Origin of the sequence: Sorangium sp. So ce1504 (assembly GCF_051521635.1) — a bacterium.
In the GTDB taxonomy this organism is placed as follows: Bacteria; Myxococcota_A; Polyangia; order Polyangiales; family Polyangiaceae; genus Sorangium; species Sorangium cellulosum_B.
The window spans coordinates 9,655,022-9,673,137 of the sequence record NZ_CP150365.1 but is presented as its reverse complement, the minus strand read 5'-3'; the positions used below and the strand labels follow the sequence as shown (position 1 = coordinate 9,673,137).

General features: G+C 70.4%; 17 protein-coding genes. 11 read left to right on the top strand and 6 right to left on the bottom strand.

Translation table 11 applies throughout. The features are described 5' to 3' along the window. Nucleotides 1-75 precede the first annotated feature (75 nt). Nucleotides 76-291, bottom strand: a complete 216-nt coding sequence (locus WMF39_RS36440; protein ID WP_437741078.1) for a hypothetical protein — start codon at nt 289-291, stop codon at nt 76-78. Continuing rightward, nucleotides 288-1,373: a hypothetical protein gene (locus tag WMF39_RS36435; protein WP_437741077.1), complete on the bottom strand. Its 1,086-nt coding sequence runs from the start codon at nt 1,371-1,373 to the stop codon at nt 288-290. Before WMF39_RS36435 ends, WMF39_RS36440 begins: the two co-directional genes overlap by 4 nt. Nucleotides 1,374-2,779: 1,406 nt before the next feature. Between WMF39_RS36435 and WMF39_RS36430 the strand changes: the two genes are divergently transcribed. Next, a complete protein-coding gene (locus tag WMF39_RS36430) occupies nt 2,780-3,517 on the top strand; it encodes a formylglycine-generating enzyme family protein (protein WP_437748075.1) in 738 nt (245 codons plus the stop codon). Nucleotides 3,518-4,075: 558 nt separating this feature from the next. Further along, nucleotides 4,076-5,371: a trypsin-like serine protease gene (locus WMF39_RS36425; RefSeq protein ID WP_437741076.1), complete on the top strand. Its 1,296-nt coding sequence runs from the start codon at nt 4,076-4,078 to the stop codon at nt 5,369-5,371. Nucleotides 5,372-5,496: 125 nt separating this feature from the next. Here WMF39_RS36425 and WMF39_RS36420 read toward each other — a convergent pair whose 3' ends face one another. After that, complete coding sequence (locus tag WMF39_RS36420) at nt 5,497-6,444, bottom strand: carotenoid oxygenase family protein (protein ID WP_437741075.1); 948 nt, start codon at nt 6,442-6,444, stop codon at nt 5,497-5,499. Between the two features lie 18 nt (nt 6,445-6,462). Then, entirely contained in the window at nt 6,463-7,131 is a 669-nt protein-coding gene (locus WMF39_RS36415; RefSeq protein ID WP_437741074.1) for a MerR family transcriptional regulator, read from the bottom strand. A gap of 706 nt (nt 7,132-7,837) precedes the next feature. Between WMF39_RS36415 and WMF39_RS36410 the strand changes: the two genes are divergently transcribed. After that, a complete protein-coding gene (locus tag WMF39_RS36410) occupies nt 7,838-8,284 on the top strand; it encodes a DUF2147 domain-containing protein (RefSeq protein ID WP_437741073.1) in 447 nt (148 codons plus the stop codon). Between the two features lie 110 nt (nt 8,285-8,394). Next, nucleotides 8,395-8,625 (top strand): VF530 family DNA-binding protein, encoded by a 231-nt coding sequence (locus tag WMF39_RS36405; RefSeq protein WP_044966495.1) that lies wholly within the window; start codon nt 8,395-8,397, stop codon nt 8,623-8,625. A 157-nt stretch (nt 8,626-8,782) separates the two neighbouring features. On the opposite strand, the gene WMF39_RS36400 is transcribed toward WMF39_RS36405, so the two are convergent. Then, complete coding sequence (locus tag WMF39_RS36400) at nt 8,783-9,244, bottom strand: macro domain-containing protein (protein WP_437294573.1); 462 nt, start codon at nt 9,242-9,244, stop codon at nt 8,783-8,785. A gap of 132 nt (nt 9,245-9,376) precedes the next feature. After that, the gene (locus WMF39_RS36395; RefSeq protein WP_437741072.1) at nt 9,377-10,507 is read right to left on the bottom strand and encodes an STAS domain-containing protein; all 1,131 of its coding nucleotides are present in this window, start codon (nt 10,505-10,507) and stop codon (nt 9,377-9,379) included. 839 nt (nt 10,508-11,346) lie between these two features. Between WMF39_RS36395 and WMF39_RS36390 the strand changes: the two genes are divergently transcribed. The 7 genes from WMF39_RS36390 to WMF39_RS36360 all read left to right on the top strand — a co-directional run bounded on the left by WMF39_RS36390 (nt 11,347) and on the right by WMF39_RS36360 (nt 18,071). Beyond that, entirely contained in the window at nt 11,347-12,324 is a 978-nt protein-coding gene (locus tag WMF39_RS36390; protein ID WP_437741071.1) for a DUF4202 family protein, read from the top strand. Continuing rightward, a complete protein-coding gene (locus WMF39_RS36385) occupies nt 12,321-13,400 on the top strand; it encodes a CgeB family protein (RefSeq protein WP_437741070.1) in 1,080 nt (359 codons plus the stop codon). Before WMF39_RS36390 ends, WMF39_RS36385 begins: the two co-directional genes overlap by 4 nt. A gap of 40 nt (nt 13,401-13,440) precedes the next feature. Beyond that, nucleotides 13,441-14,169, top strand: coding sequence for a sugar phosphate nucleotidyltransferase (locus tag WMF39_RS36380; protein ID WP_437741069.1), 729 nt, complete (start codon nt 13,441-13,443; stop codon nt 14,167-14,169). A gap of 11 nt (nt 14,170-14,180) precedes the next feature. Continuing rightward, nucleotides 14,181-14,984 (top strand): TIGR04290 family methyltransferase, encoded by an 804-nt coding sequence (locus tag WMF39_RS36375; RefSeq protein WP_044966491.1) that lies wholly within the window; start codon nt 14,181-14,183, stop codon nt 14,982-14,984. Beyond that, a complete protein-coding gene (locus WMF39_RS36370; protein WP_437741068.1) occupies nt 14,981-15,865 on the top strand; it encodes a beta-xylosidase in 885 nt (294 codons plus the stop codon). Before WMF39_RS36375 ends, WMF39_RS36370 begins: the two co-directional genes overlap by 4 nt. Nucleotides 15,866-16,158: 293 nt before the next feature. Then, nucleotides 16,159-17,025, top strand: coding sequence for a PIG-L deacetylase family protein (locus WMF39_RS36365; protein WP_437741067.1), 867 nt, complete (start codon nt 16,159-16,161; stop codon nt 17,023-17,025). Further along, complete coding sequence (locus WMF39_RS36360; protein ID WP_437741066.1) at nt 17,016-18,071, top strand: glycosyltransferase family 4 protein; 1,056 nt, start codon at nt 17,016-17,018, stop codon at nt 18,069-18,071. The genes WMF39_RS36365 and WMF39_RS36360 overlap by 10 nt, the downstream gene beginning before the upstream one ends. Nucleotides 18,072-18,116 lie beyond the last annotated feature (45 nt).

The window sequence follows — 18,116 nt, the reverse complement described above, 5'->3', positions numbered from 1 at the left end:
CATCGCGGCGAGAGGGTCGTCGCCTGCGCACGCCGCCGCGCTTGCCTCCCGGCACAGGCCTGCTGCCTGCCGGCATCACTCTCCGGTCCTATGATGCCTCATCCCATCCAGGGGGGCCGCTTTCACTCCACAGCCTGCGGGGTATACGGCGAACGGAATGAGCAGGCTGGCCAGGATCTGAATCGCTGGCTCCTCCCCGGTGGGTTTGAGCAGCAGGTGGTTGAGCTTGCAGATCAACCATGGGACGGCCACGCCGATAACGACGCCGCCGCCGGCGACGACGAAGCTCAAGCGACTTGTCGAGGCAGCGCCGCCACGTTCTCGGCGGCGCTCTTCAGCCTACCCGCGCGGCTTGAGCGGTGGAACGCGCTGGCGAAGAGCAGGAAGCCCACGCCGAGGGCAGTCGAGGAGCCCCACGTCCACACCCAGAGCAAGCCCGTTTGGGCCGGCGTCTTCTGGCCGTTTGGCTGGTAGCAGTAGTGGGTGCGGTGCTGTTTGCGGTAGCCGGGTCCCGCCGAGTAGATGCCGCCGTCGGGGCAGGCGATCTCGTTCGCGCCCAGCGTGAACGTGGCGCGCTCGGTCGCGTCTTGGAACGTCATGCTGCTGCTGGCGGCGGATATGACGAGGGTCAACATCATGATGGGGACGAAGGCGAGGCCCGTGACGAGGGCGTGGGTCGCGCCGCTCCGGCCGACGGGGACGGGCACGGCGGGCGTGGTGACCGAGCGGTGGGCGACGTTGGCCCGGAGCTGATCGGCCACTGAGATGGCGGCGGCGAGGCCGTCGGCCGAGGTGGGCGCGAAGGCGAGCCGGGCATGGCCGTCGCGCACGTGGAGCGCGACGAAGGATAAACGATCGAGGTTCGCGAGCACGGCCGGCGTGGCCCACGCGAGGAGATGGCCAGCCTGGTCGCGGTAGCTCGGCGACCCGGACGCGGAGGACGACGGCGCGGGAAACACGCCGAAGCGCGCGTCGAAGCGCGCATCGCTGGTGAACGCCGGGTGCGGCGGGAACGCCCCGAACACCGGCTGCGCGAGGGCGCGATCGCAGACGACCTGATCGGGCACCGCGAGCGGAGCGCTCACGACGACGGCACGAAAGAGCATCGGGGCGGTGAGGAGCGTGGTGCCGCCGATGGCGAGATCGGCCGGCGTCTGCGCGGACACGCCGTCGGAGCGTGTCAAGGAGAGCGCGACGAGGTGATTCTGCGACGGCGGCAAATCGAGCTCGCCGGCAACGGCGAGGCCGCGGGCGCGGAGCGCGTCCCCTAGCTTCTGTTTGCTCCGCCGGAGCTGGGCGCAGGCCCTCGAAAAAGAAAATAGGCTGACGATGAAGACGAGGGCAGCAAGAGTGGGGAGGACCAGGGCGAGCACCGGTTAACCTTAGCACTCGGCGTGGCTCAGGGAGCGCGCGTCGACCGCTTCGCGAGACGTCTGCCCGAGGGCGCGGCGAGCTCGTCGAGGCGACGACGCTGGGCCTCGCGTGCTTGTGAAGATGCAGTCGACGAGCGCGTGACCGTGGTGCTATTCGTCGAGGGGCTTCTCCCATGCCCCGCCTCTCCCGGCGCCTGCTCCTCGTCGCCACGCTCCTGGCCTTCGCCGTGCTCGCGCACGCGTCTCCGCCGCTTCCCCTCCCCCCGCAGGCTCTGGAGTGAAGGGTGCCTCATCGTCGATGCATGGATAAGCTGTTGATAGAGCGTCGCTTCTCCAGGGGGTGTCGGATCGCATAGAGAACCTTCTGTCACCTGAGCGGCCAGGAAGGCGGCGTCTACTGCAAGCGACTCCAGGGCTTGAGCACGTGCGCGAGGTGCTTGCGGTCCAGGCGGAGCCGAGGGAACGCGGATTCGATGGGCATCTTCGGGATCCGGGCGACCTGCTGACCTGCGCCCGCTCGTCAGCCAGGAGGATAACGAGGCGCTCCCGGGGCGTGGACAGCAGGAGCTGGTTCAGCAGATTGCACTACTCGACGGGCCCGTGGGGCCCGAACGGCGCCTGCTCCTCGGCCATGTGGTGCGGATCCGCGAAGACCACCTCCCGTCGGCGGTAGGCCTTGCGCGTGCTACCGGCGCGAGCGCGCTCGCACCTCTGGTATCGCCGATAGCCCGAGCCGCCGACCGAGCGCCTCGTGAACGACCCGGGCCGCCACCTCATCCCCGAGGGCGACGGCGCGGCATAGGGTGCTGGCGAGCGAGGCGACCACCGCAGCCCGACGCGACGGATCGGTCACGGCGAGCTCCCCAAGGCCGGGGCTTGGCCGCGGCCGGTCCACGCCCTTGGCCCCGAGGACCGTGCTGGCATCGACCGTGAGGTCGATCCTCGGCGGCGCGGCCGAGCGCGAGGCGGAAGGCGCGCGCCGGTGGACAGGGGGAGCAGCGCGGCAGTAGGACAGAGCATGGCGAAGCGGAAGAGTTTGAGATGGCTGTGGGCGGGGTGGGCGCTCACGGCGGGCGGGTGCGGGTGGTTGGTGGGGCTGGAGCCCAGAGTGCGTGGACCAGACGTGCGTGGAGGGGAAGTGCCGTGGGGAGTGCGGGCCGGAGCAGGTGCAGTGTACGGCGACGGGCAACCGGCCGCAGCGTTGCGATGAGCGCGGGGAATGGGAAGATGCGGCGCCGTGTGGAGCGGCAGCGCCAGCGTGCGACCGAGGGAAGTGCGTGCCGCGGAGCTGTGTCGGGCTGACGGAGACGTGCGGTCCTGGGCGCAACGAGAGCTGCTGCGCGACGGGTGCGGCGATACCTGGGGGAACGTTCAACCGGAGCAACGACTCGGCGTATCCAGCGACGGTGAGCGGCTTCTTGCTGGATAGGTACGAGGTGACCGTGGGACGGTTCCGGAAGTTCGTGGAGGCCTATCCCGGGAGCAAGCCCAGGGCACGAGCAGGAGAGCACCCGAAGATCCCGGGGAGCGGGTGGGACGCGTCGTGGGACAGCAGCCTGCCCGCCAGTGCAGCGGCATTGAAGGACGCGGTGAAGTGCGAGTCGACCTACCAGACATGGACGGATGGCTCCGGCGCGAACGAGCACCTTCCGATGAATTGCCTGGACTGGTACGTCGCGTTCGCGTTCTGCGCGTGGGACGGAGGCCGGCTGCCGACGGAGGCGGAGTGGAACTACGCGGTGGCGGGAGGCGGCGGAGCGGACGGGCAGCGGGTGTATCCGTGGTCCAAGCCGCCGAGCTCGACGACGATCGACAGCACGTACGCGGCGTATGGCTGCGGGCCCGACGGTTCGTGCGCGTTCAGCGATGTTCAGGCGGTTGGGTCGAAGTCGCCGAAGGGGGATGGAAAGTGGGGGCAGGCGGACCTGGGCGGGAGCCTGTGGGAGTGGGTCTTGGATTGGTACGAGAACCCGTACGACTCATCGTGCGATGATTGTGCAAATTTGGCCCCCTCCTCGGACCGGGTGATCCGGGGCGGGGGCTTCTACGTCGGTGCGTCGGAGCTGGTCTCCTCCTTCCGCGTCGACTTCGACCCGGTGGTCCGCAGCCGCGGCGTCGTGGCCCGGTGCGCGAGGACACCGTAGATTGAGGGCCCCATCGAGGCCTCCCCCTTCGCGACAAGCGCGCCGACCGTGAACTCGTTGGATCTGTCGGTTTTTGCAGGCGGATCAGGGGATCGTGCTTTTCATGCGTTATGTCGACTGCTGGTCGTTGGCGGGGGTACCCCGGACACGAGCGAGATCCGAGGCACGTCTGGTTTCGAGGGCTCCTGCAGCACGCGGCGCGCGCATGCGGGCTCCGGCCGCTGTAGGTCCGGGCGACTCCTCGTTCCACGCCTCGAACGCGGCCGTTCCAGATCGCCGCCTGGCGCCGCTCGGGGTAGCGTAACATACTCTGGCCGCGATTCTTGAGCCGTCGCGGGCGGATTTCGTACGCCCGACTCCGGGCCTGCCGCTCCGGCTGTCCCTTCACCGGTTTCAGCCCGGTGCTCCCATGGGTCTGCTCGGAGACGCCGTCGCCGAGCCTGGCGCGCCGCAGTCACAGGCCCCGTCACGTTGATTGCTGACGAACGCTGGCTCCTGGCGGAGGCGGACTCCGTCGGCGCGAACGATCGTCTGAACAGAATCATGAGTGGAGGCAGAATGAAGAAGAGAGAACTTGGTCATCAGCTTGGTCTCGCGGTGTGCGCGGGCGCCGCGCTCGGCCTCTCCACGGGCTGCTCGATTGATGGCGCGCCGGACGAGCCGCTCGAGGCGCTCGGGTCGCATTCGTCCGCGATCGTCGGCGGCGAGCTCGCCGAGGCGAGCCCCTGGGCCGTCCAGGTCTTCGACGTGCGCGGGAGCACCGGCGACTTCTTCCAGTGCACCGGCACCCTCGTCGCGGCGCGCTGGGTGCTCACCGCGCAGCACTGCGTCGCGGACGAGGGCGAGACGTCGGCCGTGCGCGTCGGCAGCAACACGTACCTCGCGGGCCAGCGCATCGCGGTCGACGCCGTCGAGGTGCCCTCGGCCGTCGCCGACATCGCGCTGCTCCACCTGACCGAGGCCGCCAGTGGCCCGGTCGTCCAGCTGGCCGAGGCGACGTCGGTCGCGATCGGCAGCGACGCGACGGCTTACGGCTGGGGGAGCGAGGGCACGCCGCTGGTGATGGCGCCGTCGCTCAAGAAGGCGACCCTCCACATCGATAGCTGGTACTCCGCCGAGGAGCTCCTGGCGACGGGCGTGACGGGCTCGGGCTGGAACGGCGACTCCGGCGGCCCGTGGTTCGTCGATGGGCGTCAGGTCGCCGTGTTCTCGGGCGTGAACGGGCAGGACGGCACGAACCTGCACGCGAGGCAGCTCGGCGTCGACGTCGCGCGCCACCGCGCGTGGATCGACGCCACGATCGCCGGCGGCCCCACCGTCCACCCCAGCGGCCAGGTGGTGCTCCACGATCTCTCGAACTTCTCCGGCATCTCGCAGGGCTTCGGGATCGGCCGCTACGACCTCCCGGACATGACGATCATCGGAGACAACCGCGCGAGCGCCATCAGGGTCCCCGCCGGGCTCCGGGTCACGGCCTTCATCCACGCCAACTTCGGGGGCGAGGCGCGCGTCTTCACCTCGGACACGGATCTCGTGGCCGCGGGCTTCAGCGACGGGATCTCGAGCATCATCGTCTCGCAGGCCTCGGACCCGCAGCTGGACGTGGTCACCTTGTACGAGAACGCCAGCTTCTCGGGCAGCTCGGTCGTGTACGGCGTCGGCTCCTCCCTCTTTTACAGCACCCCATGGGACCTGAGGGTCAGCTCCGTCCGCGTCCCCTCCGGCTTGAAGCTGACGCTCTACGACGGGCTCTGGCGCTACTCGGCCGAGTCGCGCGTCCTCACGACAGACGCGAACCTCGCCCCCCACAACTTCGACAACAAGACCCGGAGCTTCCTCATCGAGCGCTTGTAGGAGCGAGCGCGCGGAGCGGCCAGCGCTCCTCGCGCCGCGAGGCGAGCGCCCAATCCTCCCCACGCAGGCCGCGCGAGGCATGCGGCGCGCGGGGAGGCGCTGCGCGAACGGCATCCCGAACCGAGTTACACGCTGGGCCGCCAGGTGCCGTGGAACCCGAATGGCACGCGGTGCGGCAAGCGGGCGACAGCGACGGGCCCAGCGGGAAGGCCCATGGCATCGAACACCAGCAAATCGCTGCGCTTCTCCCGTTCTCGCCAGGCCACGGCGAGCAGCCAGCCGTCGCCCTCGGCCGCGTCGTCCGCGCGCGGCACGAACACCGGCTCGGACACCACGTCGCCGTGCGGCAGCGTGTGAATGCTGCGTTCGCCGGTGTCGAAGTCGAATCGGGCAAGGCTGTTGTAGAGCACGCTCTCCGAGTCGCCTCGTGCGCGCGAGGTCGCATGGCAGGTGGTGAAGCCGTAGCGGTTGCGCCGCCCCGTGTAGCGCTCGTCGATCCGTGGAAACTCCGCCGCGAGATCGTCGAGGTAGTCACGCCGGAACCCGGTGCCTGCATCCGCCAGGTGGAAGGTCCAGCGGCACAGGCGCGCGGCCATCGCCTCGGGGGCGCCGGGGCGGCCCTCGGCATCGGGCAGGCCGGGCGCAGTCTCGGACTGCATGACGTAGGCCACGATGGTGTCGCCGTCGTCCCAGGCATTCATCACATGGAACATGTGGCACGCGTCGGTCTGGAACCAGCGAAGCGTGTCGGCCGCGCTCCCGCGCTGCATCACGCCGACGTGGGTCCGCAAGCTTGCATCCCAGGCCAGCAGCGGCTTGCCGCGCATGGCGCGTTCCACGCTGAGCGTCAGCGGCGTGACGGGAAAGAGCACATGCCCGCGCGTCACCATGAAGTCGTGCACCATGCTGGCATACGGCGCTGTGAACGACTGGAGCTGCGTGACCTCGCAGCGCGTGTCCATCACGCCATAGAGCATGCTCGGCGAGCAGGGACCGTCGGGCGAGTACGCGAAGAAGTGCAGCTCGCCGCTCTCGGGGTCGATCTTGGGGTGCGCGGTGCAGCGCGAGGTCACGCGGCTGCGTTCTTGCGTTCACGTGAGGCCTTCGGGATTCAATTCATTCAGGAAGCCGATGTGGCGTCGAGCCGCCAGGAAGCCGATGTGGCGTCGAGCCGCGCGATGGCTCGCCCGACATAGTCGGCCAGCGTCGCGTCGATGCCCGAGCCTGCGCGCAGGGCCGGGTCGTGGCGGAATGCGGCTTGCAGCTTCGCGTCCAGCGCGGCGTCGCCGCCGGCCTTGGCCAGCGACAGCGTTGGTGAGACCGTCGCGCTGCGCCTTGAGCGTGCGCTGCTCGTCCTCGCTGAAGTACTTCGAGCCCGCGACCATGCTTTCGAGCGCCACGAGCCAGTCGTCGATGCCGGGCTCTTCGTTGGCCTGCAGTTGACCCTGCACGGCGAGCAGGTGGGTGCGCAACGCGGACGCTTGCAGGATTTCGCGGTCGAGCTGCGCCACCTGCCGGGCCACCACCTCCGAAAGCCCGCCGGCCGCGTTGTCGAGCAAGTCTTGTATGTCAGCCAGCGACAGATCGAGGCGCTGCAGCGCCTGGATGCGGTACAGCCGGGCGACGTCTTTTCGGTCGTACAGGCGATAGCCACCCATGGACCTTCCGGACGGCACCAGCAGGCCAATCTCGTCGTAGTGCCGCAAGGCGCGAACGGTCAGCCCGGTGCGCCGGGCAAGCTCGCCAATCTTCAGAAACATGCCTTCCCTCTCGAGCTGAAGGCATCCTAGACCCTCCCGCTGCGAGAGGGTCAAGCGGGTTTCTCTGGGGTGGGCGCTCGTCGTTGTTCAGACCCACGACCCGACCAGCACGCGCTGCCTGCTGGCGAAGCGCGCAGCCTCGATGGCCCGGCCCCGGATCGGCGCCGAACGGATGATTCTCGGGGTGAGGTGGCTCACTCCTCCCCGAACAATCCCTTCATCACGTACGGCCACGCTGCGCGCGCTGGTTGACCTAGAGAACCTTACATGACCGCCTCAGTCGGCGGAATCGCACCGGCCCAGCACGGACGGACGCGCGCGGCCGAGACGCGGGCTGTGAGTAGCTTGGCCGCGACGGGATCCAGCCCCGTGGAATCAACCGTTCTCCGGCCACCCAACGTCCCGGCGCGCCGCCGCACGGCGCCGTTGCGCTCCACGACCCCGCTCGGTACCCTCGGGGGAGAAAATGACGTCCACCGCGCCGCGGGGCTGCTGCGAGAGGAGCCATGTCGACCGTTCGGCTCCCCCCTGACCAGAGCCCTGCCTCCCGCCGCCGCTCCCTCCGGTCCGATGAACAAACGGCGCGGCGCCCCGTCCGCCCTCCGAGGCATGTCGCGCTCAGCGGTGCGCACCGACATGCGAATCAAGCACCACGCCAGGGCCGAACGCCGTGGCTTCGCAGACCGATGAAAGGAGTTCTGACGACATGAAGAGGTTCTTGGCTCTTTTTGCCGCCCTGGGTTGCTCCCTCGCCACCTCGCTCGCGCTCGCGGATCCTCTCCCTGTGACCGGCCAGTGGCGGACGATCGATGAGCAGGGGGTCGAGCAGTCGGTGGTCGAGATTTACGAGAGGGGCGGGAAGATCTTCGGCAAGATCGTGAGCCTGAAGCAGCCGCTCGACGAGAAGGGGAAGCCGAAGATCTGCACCGCCTGTGAGGGGGCCGACAAGAACAAGCCCATTGTGGGGCTCGTCATCATCAGGAACATGGTCCGCGATGACGACGAGTACGATGACGGTACGATCCTGGATCCGAACAACGGCGAGACCTATAGCTGCAAGCTCGAGGCGATCGAGGGCGGGAAGAAGCTGAAGGTGCGCGGCTTCTTGGGCATCTCCCTCCTCGGCAGGACCCAGACCTGGGTGAAGAAGTAAAATCTTCTCAGCAACCAGTCGTCGGCCGCGACGTGCGGCGGCCGCCGCGCGACGTGCTACACCGCGGGCTCACGCTGGCCCTCCGGGGCGATCACCCCCCGAGCATCGGTATGACTCAGCCCCAGCCCGACAATCCTCTTCACGGTGTCACGCTCCAGATGATCCTCGAGCACCTGGTCGCGCAGCATGGCTGGGAGCAGCTCGGACGCATGATCGACATTCGCTGCTTCAAGTACGATCCCAGCATCAAATCGAGCCTGCACTTCCTGCGACGGACCCCGTGGGCCCGGCAGCAGGTGGAGGCCCTCTACCTGCGGGACAAAGCCAAGCCCAGCCCGTGACCGGTCCGCTCGATCGCACGCCGAGCACCGGGATCCGGGAGCGGCGCGGTGTCGTGATCACCGTGAGCGCCTGCTCACCAGCCCCTGTCATGCATCGCCCTGGGACGAGAGGCCCCGGTCTCGATGCCGCGGGGGCGCACTTCCTCCAACGCTGGGGTCAGGCGCCCGGGGCGCGCACGAACTGCTCGTAGACAACGAGCGTGACCGGCTTGTCGGTGGCGACCTTGACGAGGATGCTCTTGACGCGCAGCCATTCGAGGCCGGTCTTGCCGGCGCCCACGCGCGGTACGCCGATCCGCGCGATCCCCGCCCCGGCGGCGTGCGTCACCATCGCGGCGAGCGAGCGCTCGAGCGCGGCGAGCGAGGGCCTCTTCGTCGCGTTCTCCTGGATCGCGAGGGTGTACACCGTGTCGCCGCCCTCGCTCCAGACGAAGGCCTCCCCGAGCTGGAGCTTCCGCTCGGCGCTCCGCTGCTCGAACGCCGGGAGCAGGCCCGGCCAGCGCTTCTTGAAGGTCACGGAGATCCCCGTGTCCATCGTGCCCACGCAGCTCACGCCGTGCGCGTACGCGTGGAGATCCGGGGTGTTGAGGAGATCGCCCTTGGTGAAGATCGTCGGCACGGGGGGCACCCTAGCACTGCCGCGGTCAGCTTCGTAGCTCGCCTCCATCCTGGATGACGCCGTCGCCGTCGCGGTCGAGCGCGAGCCGGGGCGTCGCCGGACGCCTGGCCGGAGCACGACGGTAGCCCCGGCTCATCGCTTCCTTGAACGCGAGAGGCCCTGGGCGATGGAGCCCACGAGGGTGATGCCCGTCCCGTCAAAGCCCGATGCCACCAGGGCGCGGGCCAGCGCGGGCTGGATGCCCGTGATCATGGCGGACGCGCCGAGCAGCCGGATGGCGCGTACCATCTCGATCAGGTGCCTGGCGCCGGCGTCGTCGAGCGCCGCGGCGCCGGTCATGTCGAGTATCACGCGGTCGACCCCGCTGCCGGCGATCGCAGGCAGGAGCCGCGCCGCGATCTCCGCGCTCCGCTCTCGGTTCAGCGCCCCGATGATCGGCAGCGCCAGCGCGCGCTCGCCCACGTCCAGGATGGGCGCGGAGAGGGCGAGGATCTCACCGCGCTGCCGCTCGACGAGCGCCAGCGACGCGTTCAGCTCGTCCAGCAGGCGGCCGCGCTCCTCGGCGGAGCGCTCCGCGCCTATCCGCGCCGTCTCGTCCGTGTGGTGGAACAAGACCCCCAGGACGCCCGTCACGGGATCACGCACCGCTCGCCCCTCGATCGCGTGCAGGCGCTCCCCATCCACGGTGCGGACGAGCATCTCTCGCGTCACGATGTCGCCGTCCAGCGCCGCCCTGAGCATCGCGTCCGCCTCGCCGGGCTCACCCAGCCAGGCGCTCCACGTCCTGGTGCGGCCGAACGCCCGCAGAGCCGCTGGGTTCTGCATCAGGAGGTCTCCGCTCGGGTCGACGAACGCGATCATCACGGAGGTGTGACGCAGCGCCTCGATACCTCGGACGAGCTCCGGCTCAGGCGCTCCGTCGGTGGGGAGCGCCTGGCTCAAGATCGCGAATCGCCCATCGTCGAGCTCGACGCTCGAGGAGTGGAGCGTCACCGTCACTGGCACCCCGCGCGGGTAGAAGGTCCAGCTCTCGCGCACGACGCCCCCCTCGCCGCGCAGCTGCGCGGCGAGGGCCTGGAAGCGCGTCCGGATCGGCGGCGGCACCGTCGAGTAATCGCGCGCGAACAGCTCGTCGCGATCCTGCGCCCGCCACAGGTCCAGGCCGGCCTCGTTCACCCAGCAGACCCGAGAGCGGTCCACGTCGAGGACCCACACGGGGATGGCCGACAGCTCAAGCCCGGCCAGGCGCTGCGCAAGGTGCATCGGCGTCACACTCGCTTACCGGGCTGCGGCGCGCAATGGGCGCCGGTCCGCCGTGTGATGCTTCTCATAAATTCGGCCTGGAGCGGCGGCAGGAACACCTGGCCGCGCTGCCATCCTCCTGGGCCAGCTCCCGCGCCGAGCGGAAACATGCCGCCTTGCCCTCCTCGATCCGCCGCCATGCAGAAGAGCTCCGATGCGGAGGCTGCTCTCTGTCGTTGCATACGTCGCGATTTCGCATAGCTGGTGGATGGACCTGTCCTCTCTCTCCCTGCGAAAAGAAGTTTCTTGCCCAGTAGAAGTCCAGAGGCGAGCAGCCTTGCGACGCCCCTCTCGTGGGATCCAGCGCCGCCGCCAGGCGCCCAGTCCACGGTCGACAACCGTGTGGGGCTGGGGGTCGGAGGTGCCCCAGAACCACAACAGCTATGCCTACCCGGCCGACGCGAGCGTTCGAGCGATCAACCCCGTCGTCATCCCCCCCGAGCCTCCGCAGTGAGCGGGAGATGCGGTATCAGGGGCGCTGGGCCACGCCCGGGCGACCCCAGGCGGCGCGCGCACAGCACAGGCGGACCAAGTACGGCCCTCCTCCCAGGGCGGCCGCGGAGCTGACGCCGGGGCTCGGGGCGGAGCGTCGAGGGGAGATAGCCGCGGCTGGCGCGGCTACGGCGATCCCACGTCTCGCGCTCATTTCTTTCCCGACGTTGCTCTACGGAATTTCCGCGATGGTGCGGTGAGGACCACGGCGATAGGTTCCTCACCTGTGATCCCGGTTCGTCCGCGGCAGCCGCGCGCGGCAGCTGTGTCGAGCTCCATCCCGGTGGCTGACCGGAGAGCGCACGCTCATGCTCAAGCGCCTCATCCTCATCGACGGCCCCTCTTCGAGCAGCGATGGACCCTCGATCTGCGGGACGCCGCTCCTCTCCCCGTCCGACAGGGCGGCGCTCTCCAGGGAGTTCCCTGGCGTGGAGGTGGAGAGCGGCGCGCCCGGCCCGTCCGGGGGGGCGCTCCACGCTGTCGTCGACGCCCGCGCGTGGCGCTCGTCGGCGCTCGATCTGTGGGCGCTCGACACCCACCTGCACGCGCTCGACGCCGGTGGCCTCTTCGACCTCCGGATCGAGGGGCTCGAGCGAGCGGGCGCCGCGCGCGCCGCCTACGAGGTCCTCACACGGTGCCAGCGCTTCATCCGCAGGAGGAATCTCGCCTCCGCGACGGCGGTCTTCGCCCGGGTCCTCGGGCGGCACCGGGAGCTCCACGATCTCGACAGGCCGCTCGTCCGCGCCGACCACGATCATGCGATCGACGTCTGGCAATGGATGCTCCGCCTCGATCCGCGCGCCGGCGTCGCCGTCCAGGTGGCGGCGCTCTTCCACGACGTGGAGCGGCTCGTCTCCGAGGCGGACGTCCGGAGAGAGCACCGCGCCCCGGACTACCAGGCGTTCAAGGACGAGCACGCGCGGCGCGGGGCCGCCCTGACGCGCGCCGCGCTCGCCGGCGTCGGGCTCGCGCCGGAGGTCCTCGACCGGATCGGCGCCCTGGTGGCGTCGCACGAGCGGCCGGGGGACGACGCCGAGCTCGCCTTGCTCAACGACGCTGACGCGCTCTCGTTCTTCTCGCTGAACAGCGCCGGGTTCCTCGACTGCTACGGGCCCGAGCACACCCGCGCCAAGGTAGCGTACACGCTCCGCCGCCTCCGGCCCGAGGCAAGGGCGCTCTTGCCGCGGATCCGCTGCCGCCCCGAGGTGGAAGCGATGATCCCCGGCGAGCCGCGCAGGCTGCCGGCGCCGGCGACGCAGGCATCGAGGAGGTCCGCTCCGCCATGAGGCTCGTCATCTTCGGTCTGACGATCAGCTCGTCCTGGGGCAACGGCCACGCCACGCTGTGGCGCGGCGTCGTCTCCGCCCTCGGGCGGGCCGGGCACCGCGTCACCTTCTTCGAGCGCGACGTCCCGTATTACGCCGCGCACCGGGATCTGACCGCGCTCTCGCACGGCAACACGCTCCGGCTCTACACCTCGTTCGAGGACGTCCTCCCCGAGGCCAGGCGCGCCGTCCGCGAGGCCGACGCGGCGATGATCACGTCGTATTGCCCCGACGGCGGCCCCGCGACCGACGTGGTCCTCGAGTCCGGCGCGCTCAAGGTCTTCTACGATCTCGACACGCCGGTGACGCTGGATCGCATCCAGGCCGGACAGCCGGTCGGCTACATCGGCCCTCGAGGCCTCGCCGATTTCGACTGCGTGCTCAGCTACACCGGCGGCGCGGCGCTCGATCGGCTCAGGACGCAGCTCGGCGCCCGGCGCGTGTTCCCGCTCTACGGCAGCGCGGACCCGGCGGTGCACCGCCCGGTCCCGCCGCGGGACGGCTTCCGCGGGGATCTCTCGTACCTCGGCACGTACGCCGCCGACCGGCAGGCGGCGCTCTCCCGCCTCTTCCTCGAGGCGGCCAGGAGGCTGCCCGAGCGGCGGTTCGTCATCGGGGGCTCGCTCTACCCCGAGGACTTCCCGTGGGCGCAGAACGGCGACAACGTCCATTACCATCGTCACGTGGCGCCGCCGGATCACCCGGCGTTCTATTGCTCCTCGCGGCTGACGCTCAACGTGACGCGGGGGACGATGGCGGCGATGGGCTACTGCCCTTCCGGGAGGCTCTTCGAGGCCGCCGCCTGCGGGACGCCGATCCTGAGCGACGGGTGGGAGGGGCTCGACCGGTTCTTCACGCCGGGGAGGGAGATCCTCGTGGCGGCGACCACGGACGAGGCGGTCGCGGCGCTCTCGCTCCCGGAGGGCGAGATCGCGGCCATCGCCCGCGCGGCGCGGGAGCGGGTGCTCGCGGAGCACAGCGCCGCGCGCCGCGCGGCGGAGCTCGTGGCCATTCTCGAGTCGGTCTCGGCTCATTGAACGGAGTCGAGATCAGCTCATTGAACGGAGGGACGGAGCGATGTGGGGAGTGATTCCGGCGGCGGGCCTGGGCAGCAGGATCCAGCCGCTCGCGTTCTCGAAGGAGCTGCTCCCGGTGGGGACGCGCAGGGACGGCGACGTGGAGCGGCCGCGCGCGGTCAGCGAGTACCTCATCGACCGGATGGTGCTCGCCGGCGCGACCCGGCTCTGCATGGTGATCTCGCCGGGCAAGTCGGATATCGTCGAGTACTACGGCGCGAGCGTCGGCCCGGCGCACATCTGTTATGTGGTGCAGCCGGCCGCCGCCGGGCTCTGCGACGCCATCTTCCGGTCGCTCCCCTGGATCCGGCCGGAGGAGGACGTGCTCGTGGGGCTCCCCGACACGGTGTGGTTCCCGGAGCACGGGCTCTGCTCGCTCGGCGGCGGGGGGCTCTCGTTCCTGCTCTTTCCGGTCGAGCATCCGGAGCTCTTCGACGCGGTCGTCACCGACGAGGAGGGCCGGGTGCTCGAGATCCAGGTCAAGCAGCGCAACGCGCGCTCGCGGTGGGTCTGGGGCGCCTTCAGGCTCACGGGGGCGGTGATGCAGGAGCTCCACGACCTCTGGCGCGAGCGAGGGCGGGAGGACCCGTACATCGGGACGCTTGTGAACGAGTACCTCGCCCGCGGCGGCAGCGCGCGCGCCGTGCGGGCCGGAGAGGCCTATGTCGACGTGGGGACGCTGCACGGCTACCACGAGGCCATCCAGCTCCTCAGCCGCGCCGCCGCGTGAAGGGAGGGGCCATGGAGAGGTGCGTCGAGGGAGCGGCGAAGTGGACGCGGGAGCAGATCCAGGAGCGCGTGCGCGGGCTCGGGCCGTGGTTCCATAACCTCGATCTCCGCGGGGTGAAGACGGCGCCCGACCATTTCCTGGGGGATTACCCCGCGTTCAAATGGAGGGGCTTCGCCGACGCCGTCCCGGCGGATCTCACGGGCAAGACGGTCCTCGACATCGGCTGCAACGCCGGCTTCTACTCGCTCGAGATGAAGCGGCGCGGGGCGGCGCGCGTCCTCGGGATCGACAGCGACGAGGACTACCTGGCGCAGGCGCGCTTCGCCGCGGAGGTCTCCGGGGCAGACATCGAGTTCCGGAACCTCTCCGTGTACGACGTCGGCAGCCTCGGAGAGCGCTTCGATCTCGTGCTCTTCCTGGGCGTCCTGTACCACCTCCGCCACCCGCTCCTGGCGCTCGATCTGCTCCACGAGCACGTGGTCGGACACACGCTGATCTTCCAGAGCATGCAGCGCGGCAGCGCGGAGGTGGCGCCGCTGGAGGAAGATTTCCCCTTCTCCGAGGAGGAGATCTTCGACGAGGCCGGTTATCCCAGGCTTCACTTCGTCGAGCACAGCTATGCGCACGACCCGACCAACTGGTGGGTGCCCAACCGGGCTTGCGCCGAGGCGATGCTGCGGAGCGCCGGCTTCGAGATCGTGAACCACCCCGAGCCCGAGGTCTACCTCTGCCGCCGGCGCGAGAGGGCCGCCGGTCGTCCGCCTGGCGCCGTCTACCCGGCGAGGCGAGCTTTCGTGAAGGGAGAGCAGGCGTGATCGAGGCGGTGATGCTCTGGAACGAGCCCAACAACAAGTCGCACTGGGATTTCGAGATCGATCCCGAGTGGACGACGTATGGAACCATGGTGAAGCTCGCCGCGGACGCGATCCGGAGCGAGCGCCACTGGCTGCTGCGCGTGCTGGGCGGCATCTCGCCGATCGATCCGGGGTTCATCGCCAACATGGGGCGGCAGGGCGTGCTCGAGCACGTCGACGTGGTCGCGGTGCACGGCTTCCCTCTCGACTGGAATCACTGGCAGATCCAGGAGTGGCCCGCCAAGCTCGAGGAGATCCGCGTGGTGACCGACAGGCCGCTCTGGATCACGGAGATCGGCGTCTCCACGTTCGGCGCCGAGGAGGTGCAGGAGTTCGGTCTCCGGCGGAGCGCCGAGCTGCTCCGCGGCAAGGTCGAGCGGATCCACTGGTACAGCCTCTATGATCTGCCGCGCGCGTGGCCGGCGACGACCCGGCACCGCGAGGCCGAGGGCTCGTCGTATTACCGGCATTTCTACATGGGCCTGCTCCGCGAGGACGGGACGCCCAAGCGCGCGCTCCGGCTCTTCCCGGAATACACCCCTGAATTCGGTCTGTGCCAGTGGTTCCACTTCGAGGACCACCGGCTCGACGACGCGGTGGCGTGGCTGAAGGAACTCGGGGTGCGCCACCTCCGCACGGGCCTCAGCTGGGCCGACAGCTTCCGCCCCGGCGCGGAGGCCTGGTTCGACCGGCAAATGAAGGCGCTCGAGCCGTTCGAGGTGACCCTGACCTACTGCTTCACCCCGGAGCACGCCGGCCTCCGGCCCCACCACACGAGCCCTCCGCAGCGGATCGAGGAGTTCGCCGACTTCTGCGCCCGGATGACGCGGCGCTACGCATGAGACGACGCCGTGCGTAACGTGCGCAAAGAGTGCAAAGAGGCGAGGGGCGGGTACGCGTCTCCTCGTCTATCCGCGCTTTACGCGCCGTCTGGCGCGCCGCGTCGCCGTTTGGTAGTGTGGAGATCGCTGCGTTTTGCGCCAGGACGACCTGACCGCATGCGCTCCAGGTGGCTCATGTCCCACATCGCGAGCACGCCGAAGCGAAAGACGAGACCCGAAGAGCACCGCGGCACCCCGGGGGGGCGACCGGAGCCGCGGGCCGAGCTGCGCCGCGGGCGCGCGGAGGTGCCGTCGTGAACCTCGCCGTTCTCCGCCGTCAGGGCCCCTCCGCCCAGGAGCTCGCGTGGCCGCCGTTCTCGTGGCTCTCGTCGGGCCGGGCGCCGCGCTGTCTCGTCGTGCTCGCCCATCCGGACGACGAGACCATCGGGCTCGGCGCGCGGATCGGCCGGCTCAGCCCGATCGAGGTGGTCCACGTGACCGACGGGGCGCCGCGCGACGAGCGCTTCGTGCCGGCGGGCCTCGCCGGCATCGGGCGCGAGCGCTACGCCGCGCTCCGGCGCGAGGAGGTGACCCGCGCCATGTCGGCCGGCAACGTGCCCGCGGGGCGGCTCAGGTGCCTCGGCGCGGTCGACCAGGAGGCGATCGAGGAGGCGCCGAGCCTCACCCGGCGGCTCGTCGAGCTGTTCGCCCGGACGCGGCCCGAGGTGGTGTTCACCCACCCCTACGAGGGCGGCCACCCCGATCACGACGCGGCGGCGCTCGCCGTCCACGCGGCGGCGGTGCTCGCCCTCTGGAACGGCGTCACCGCGCCGCTGATCTTCGAGGCGGCGTCGTACCACGCCGCGCGCGGCCGCCTCCTCACCGGCGAGTTCATCGCGCACCCCGGCGTCCCCGAGATCGCGCTCCGGCTCTCGGACATCGAGGCGTCGCGGAAGCGCGCCATGCTGGCCTGCTTCGCCAGCCAGCGGGAGGTGCTCGCCCCTGTCGGCGCGGCGGTCGAGCGCTTCCGGCCGGCGCCCGCGTACGATTTCCGCCGGCCGCCGCACGATGGCCCGCTCCACTACGAGCGCCTCGGCTTCCCGATCGACGGCGCGCGCTGGCGGCGGCTCGCGGCGAAGACGCTCACGCTGCTCGGCCTCGAGCGTGAGCTGTGCCTCTGACGGTCCTGCTCGTCGGTTATCCGCTCGCGCCCGTGGGTCCGGACGCCGTCGGCGGCGCCGAGCAGGTCCTCTCGATGCTCGACGAGGCGCTCTCGCGCGGCGGCCACCGGTCGATCGTGGTCGCCCCGGAGGGCTCCGCGTGCGCGGGGACGCTGGTGGCCACGCCGGCGCCCCCGCCCGGCGCCGTCCTTGACGAGGCGGCCAGGGAGCGGGCCTTTTGCCACCACCGGAGCGCCGTCGCCCGGGCCCTGGACACGTATCCGATCGACCTCGTCCACCTGCACGGCGTCGATTTCGATCGCTATCTGCCCGAGCCGGGCGTGCCGGTGCTCGCGACCCTCCATCTCCCGCCGAGCTTCTATTCGCCCGCGGTGTTCCGTCTCGAGCGGCCGAGGACGTTCCTCCACTGCGTGTCCGCGACGCAGCGGCGCGCCTGTCCGCCGGAGGCGCGGCTCCTGCCCGAGATCCCGAACGGCGTCCGGCTGGAGCACTATCGGCCGAGGCGGTACAAGCGCGGCTTCGCCCTCGCGCTGGGCCGGATCTGCCCGGAGAAGGGCTATCACGTCGCCGTCGAGGCCTCGGTCCGCGCCGGCGTGCCGCTGGTCATCGCCGGCCAGGCGTTCGGGTACGAGGAGCACACGCGGTATCTCCAGGAGGTCCTGCTGCCGATGCTGCGCGGCCCCGGCCCTGTGCGGCGCTTCCTTGGCCCGGTGGGCCTCGCCCGGAAGCGCCGCCTGCTCGCGGCGGCGCGGTGCGTGCTCGTCCCCAGCCTTGTGCAGGAGACCAGCTCGCTCGTGGCCCTGGAGGCGCTGGCCTCGGGAACGCCGGTGATCGCGCTGCGCGGGGCCGGCGCGCTGCCGGAGATCGTCGAGCACGGCCGGACGGGGTTCCTGGTGGACGGCGCGGCGGAGATGGCCGGCGCGATGGCGAGGGTCGACCGGCTCGACCCGGCGGCGTGCCGTCGCGCGGCCGAGGAGCGCTTCTCGGCCGCGGCGACGGCGGCGGCGTACCTCGAGACGTACCGCCGGATCCTGCGCGAAGGGTGAAGCGCCGGGTCGCCGTGCTGGAGGATGGAGGGCGACGCTCTCCGC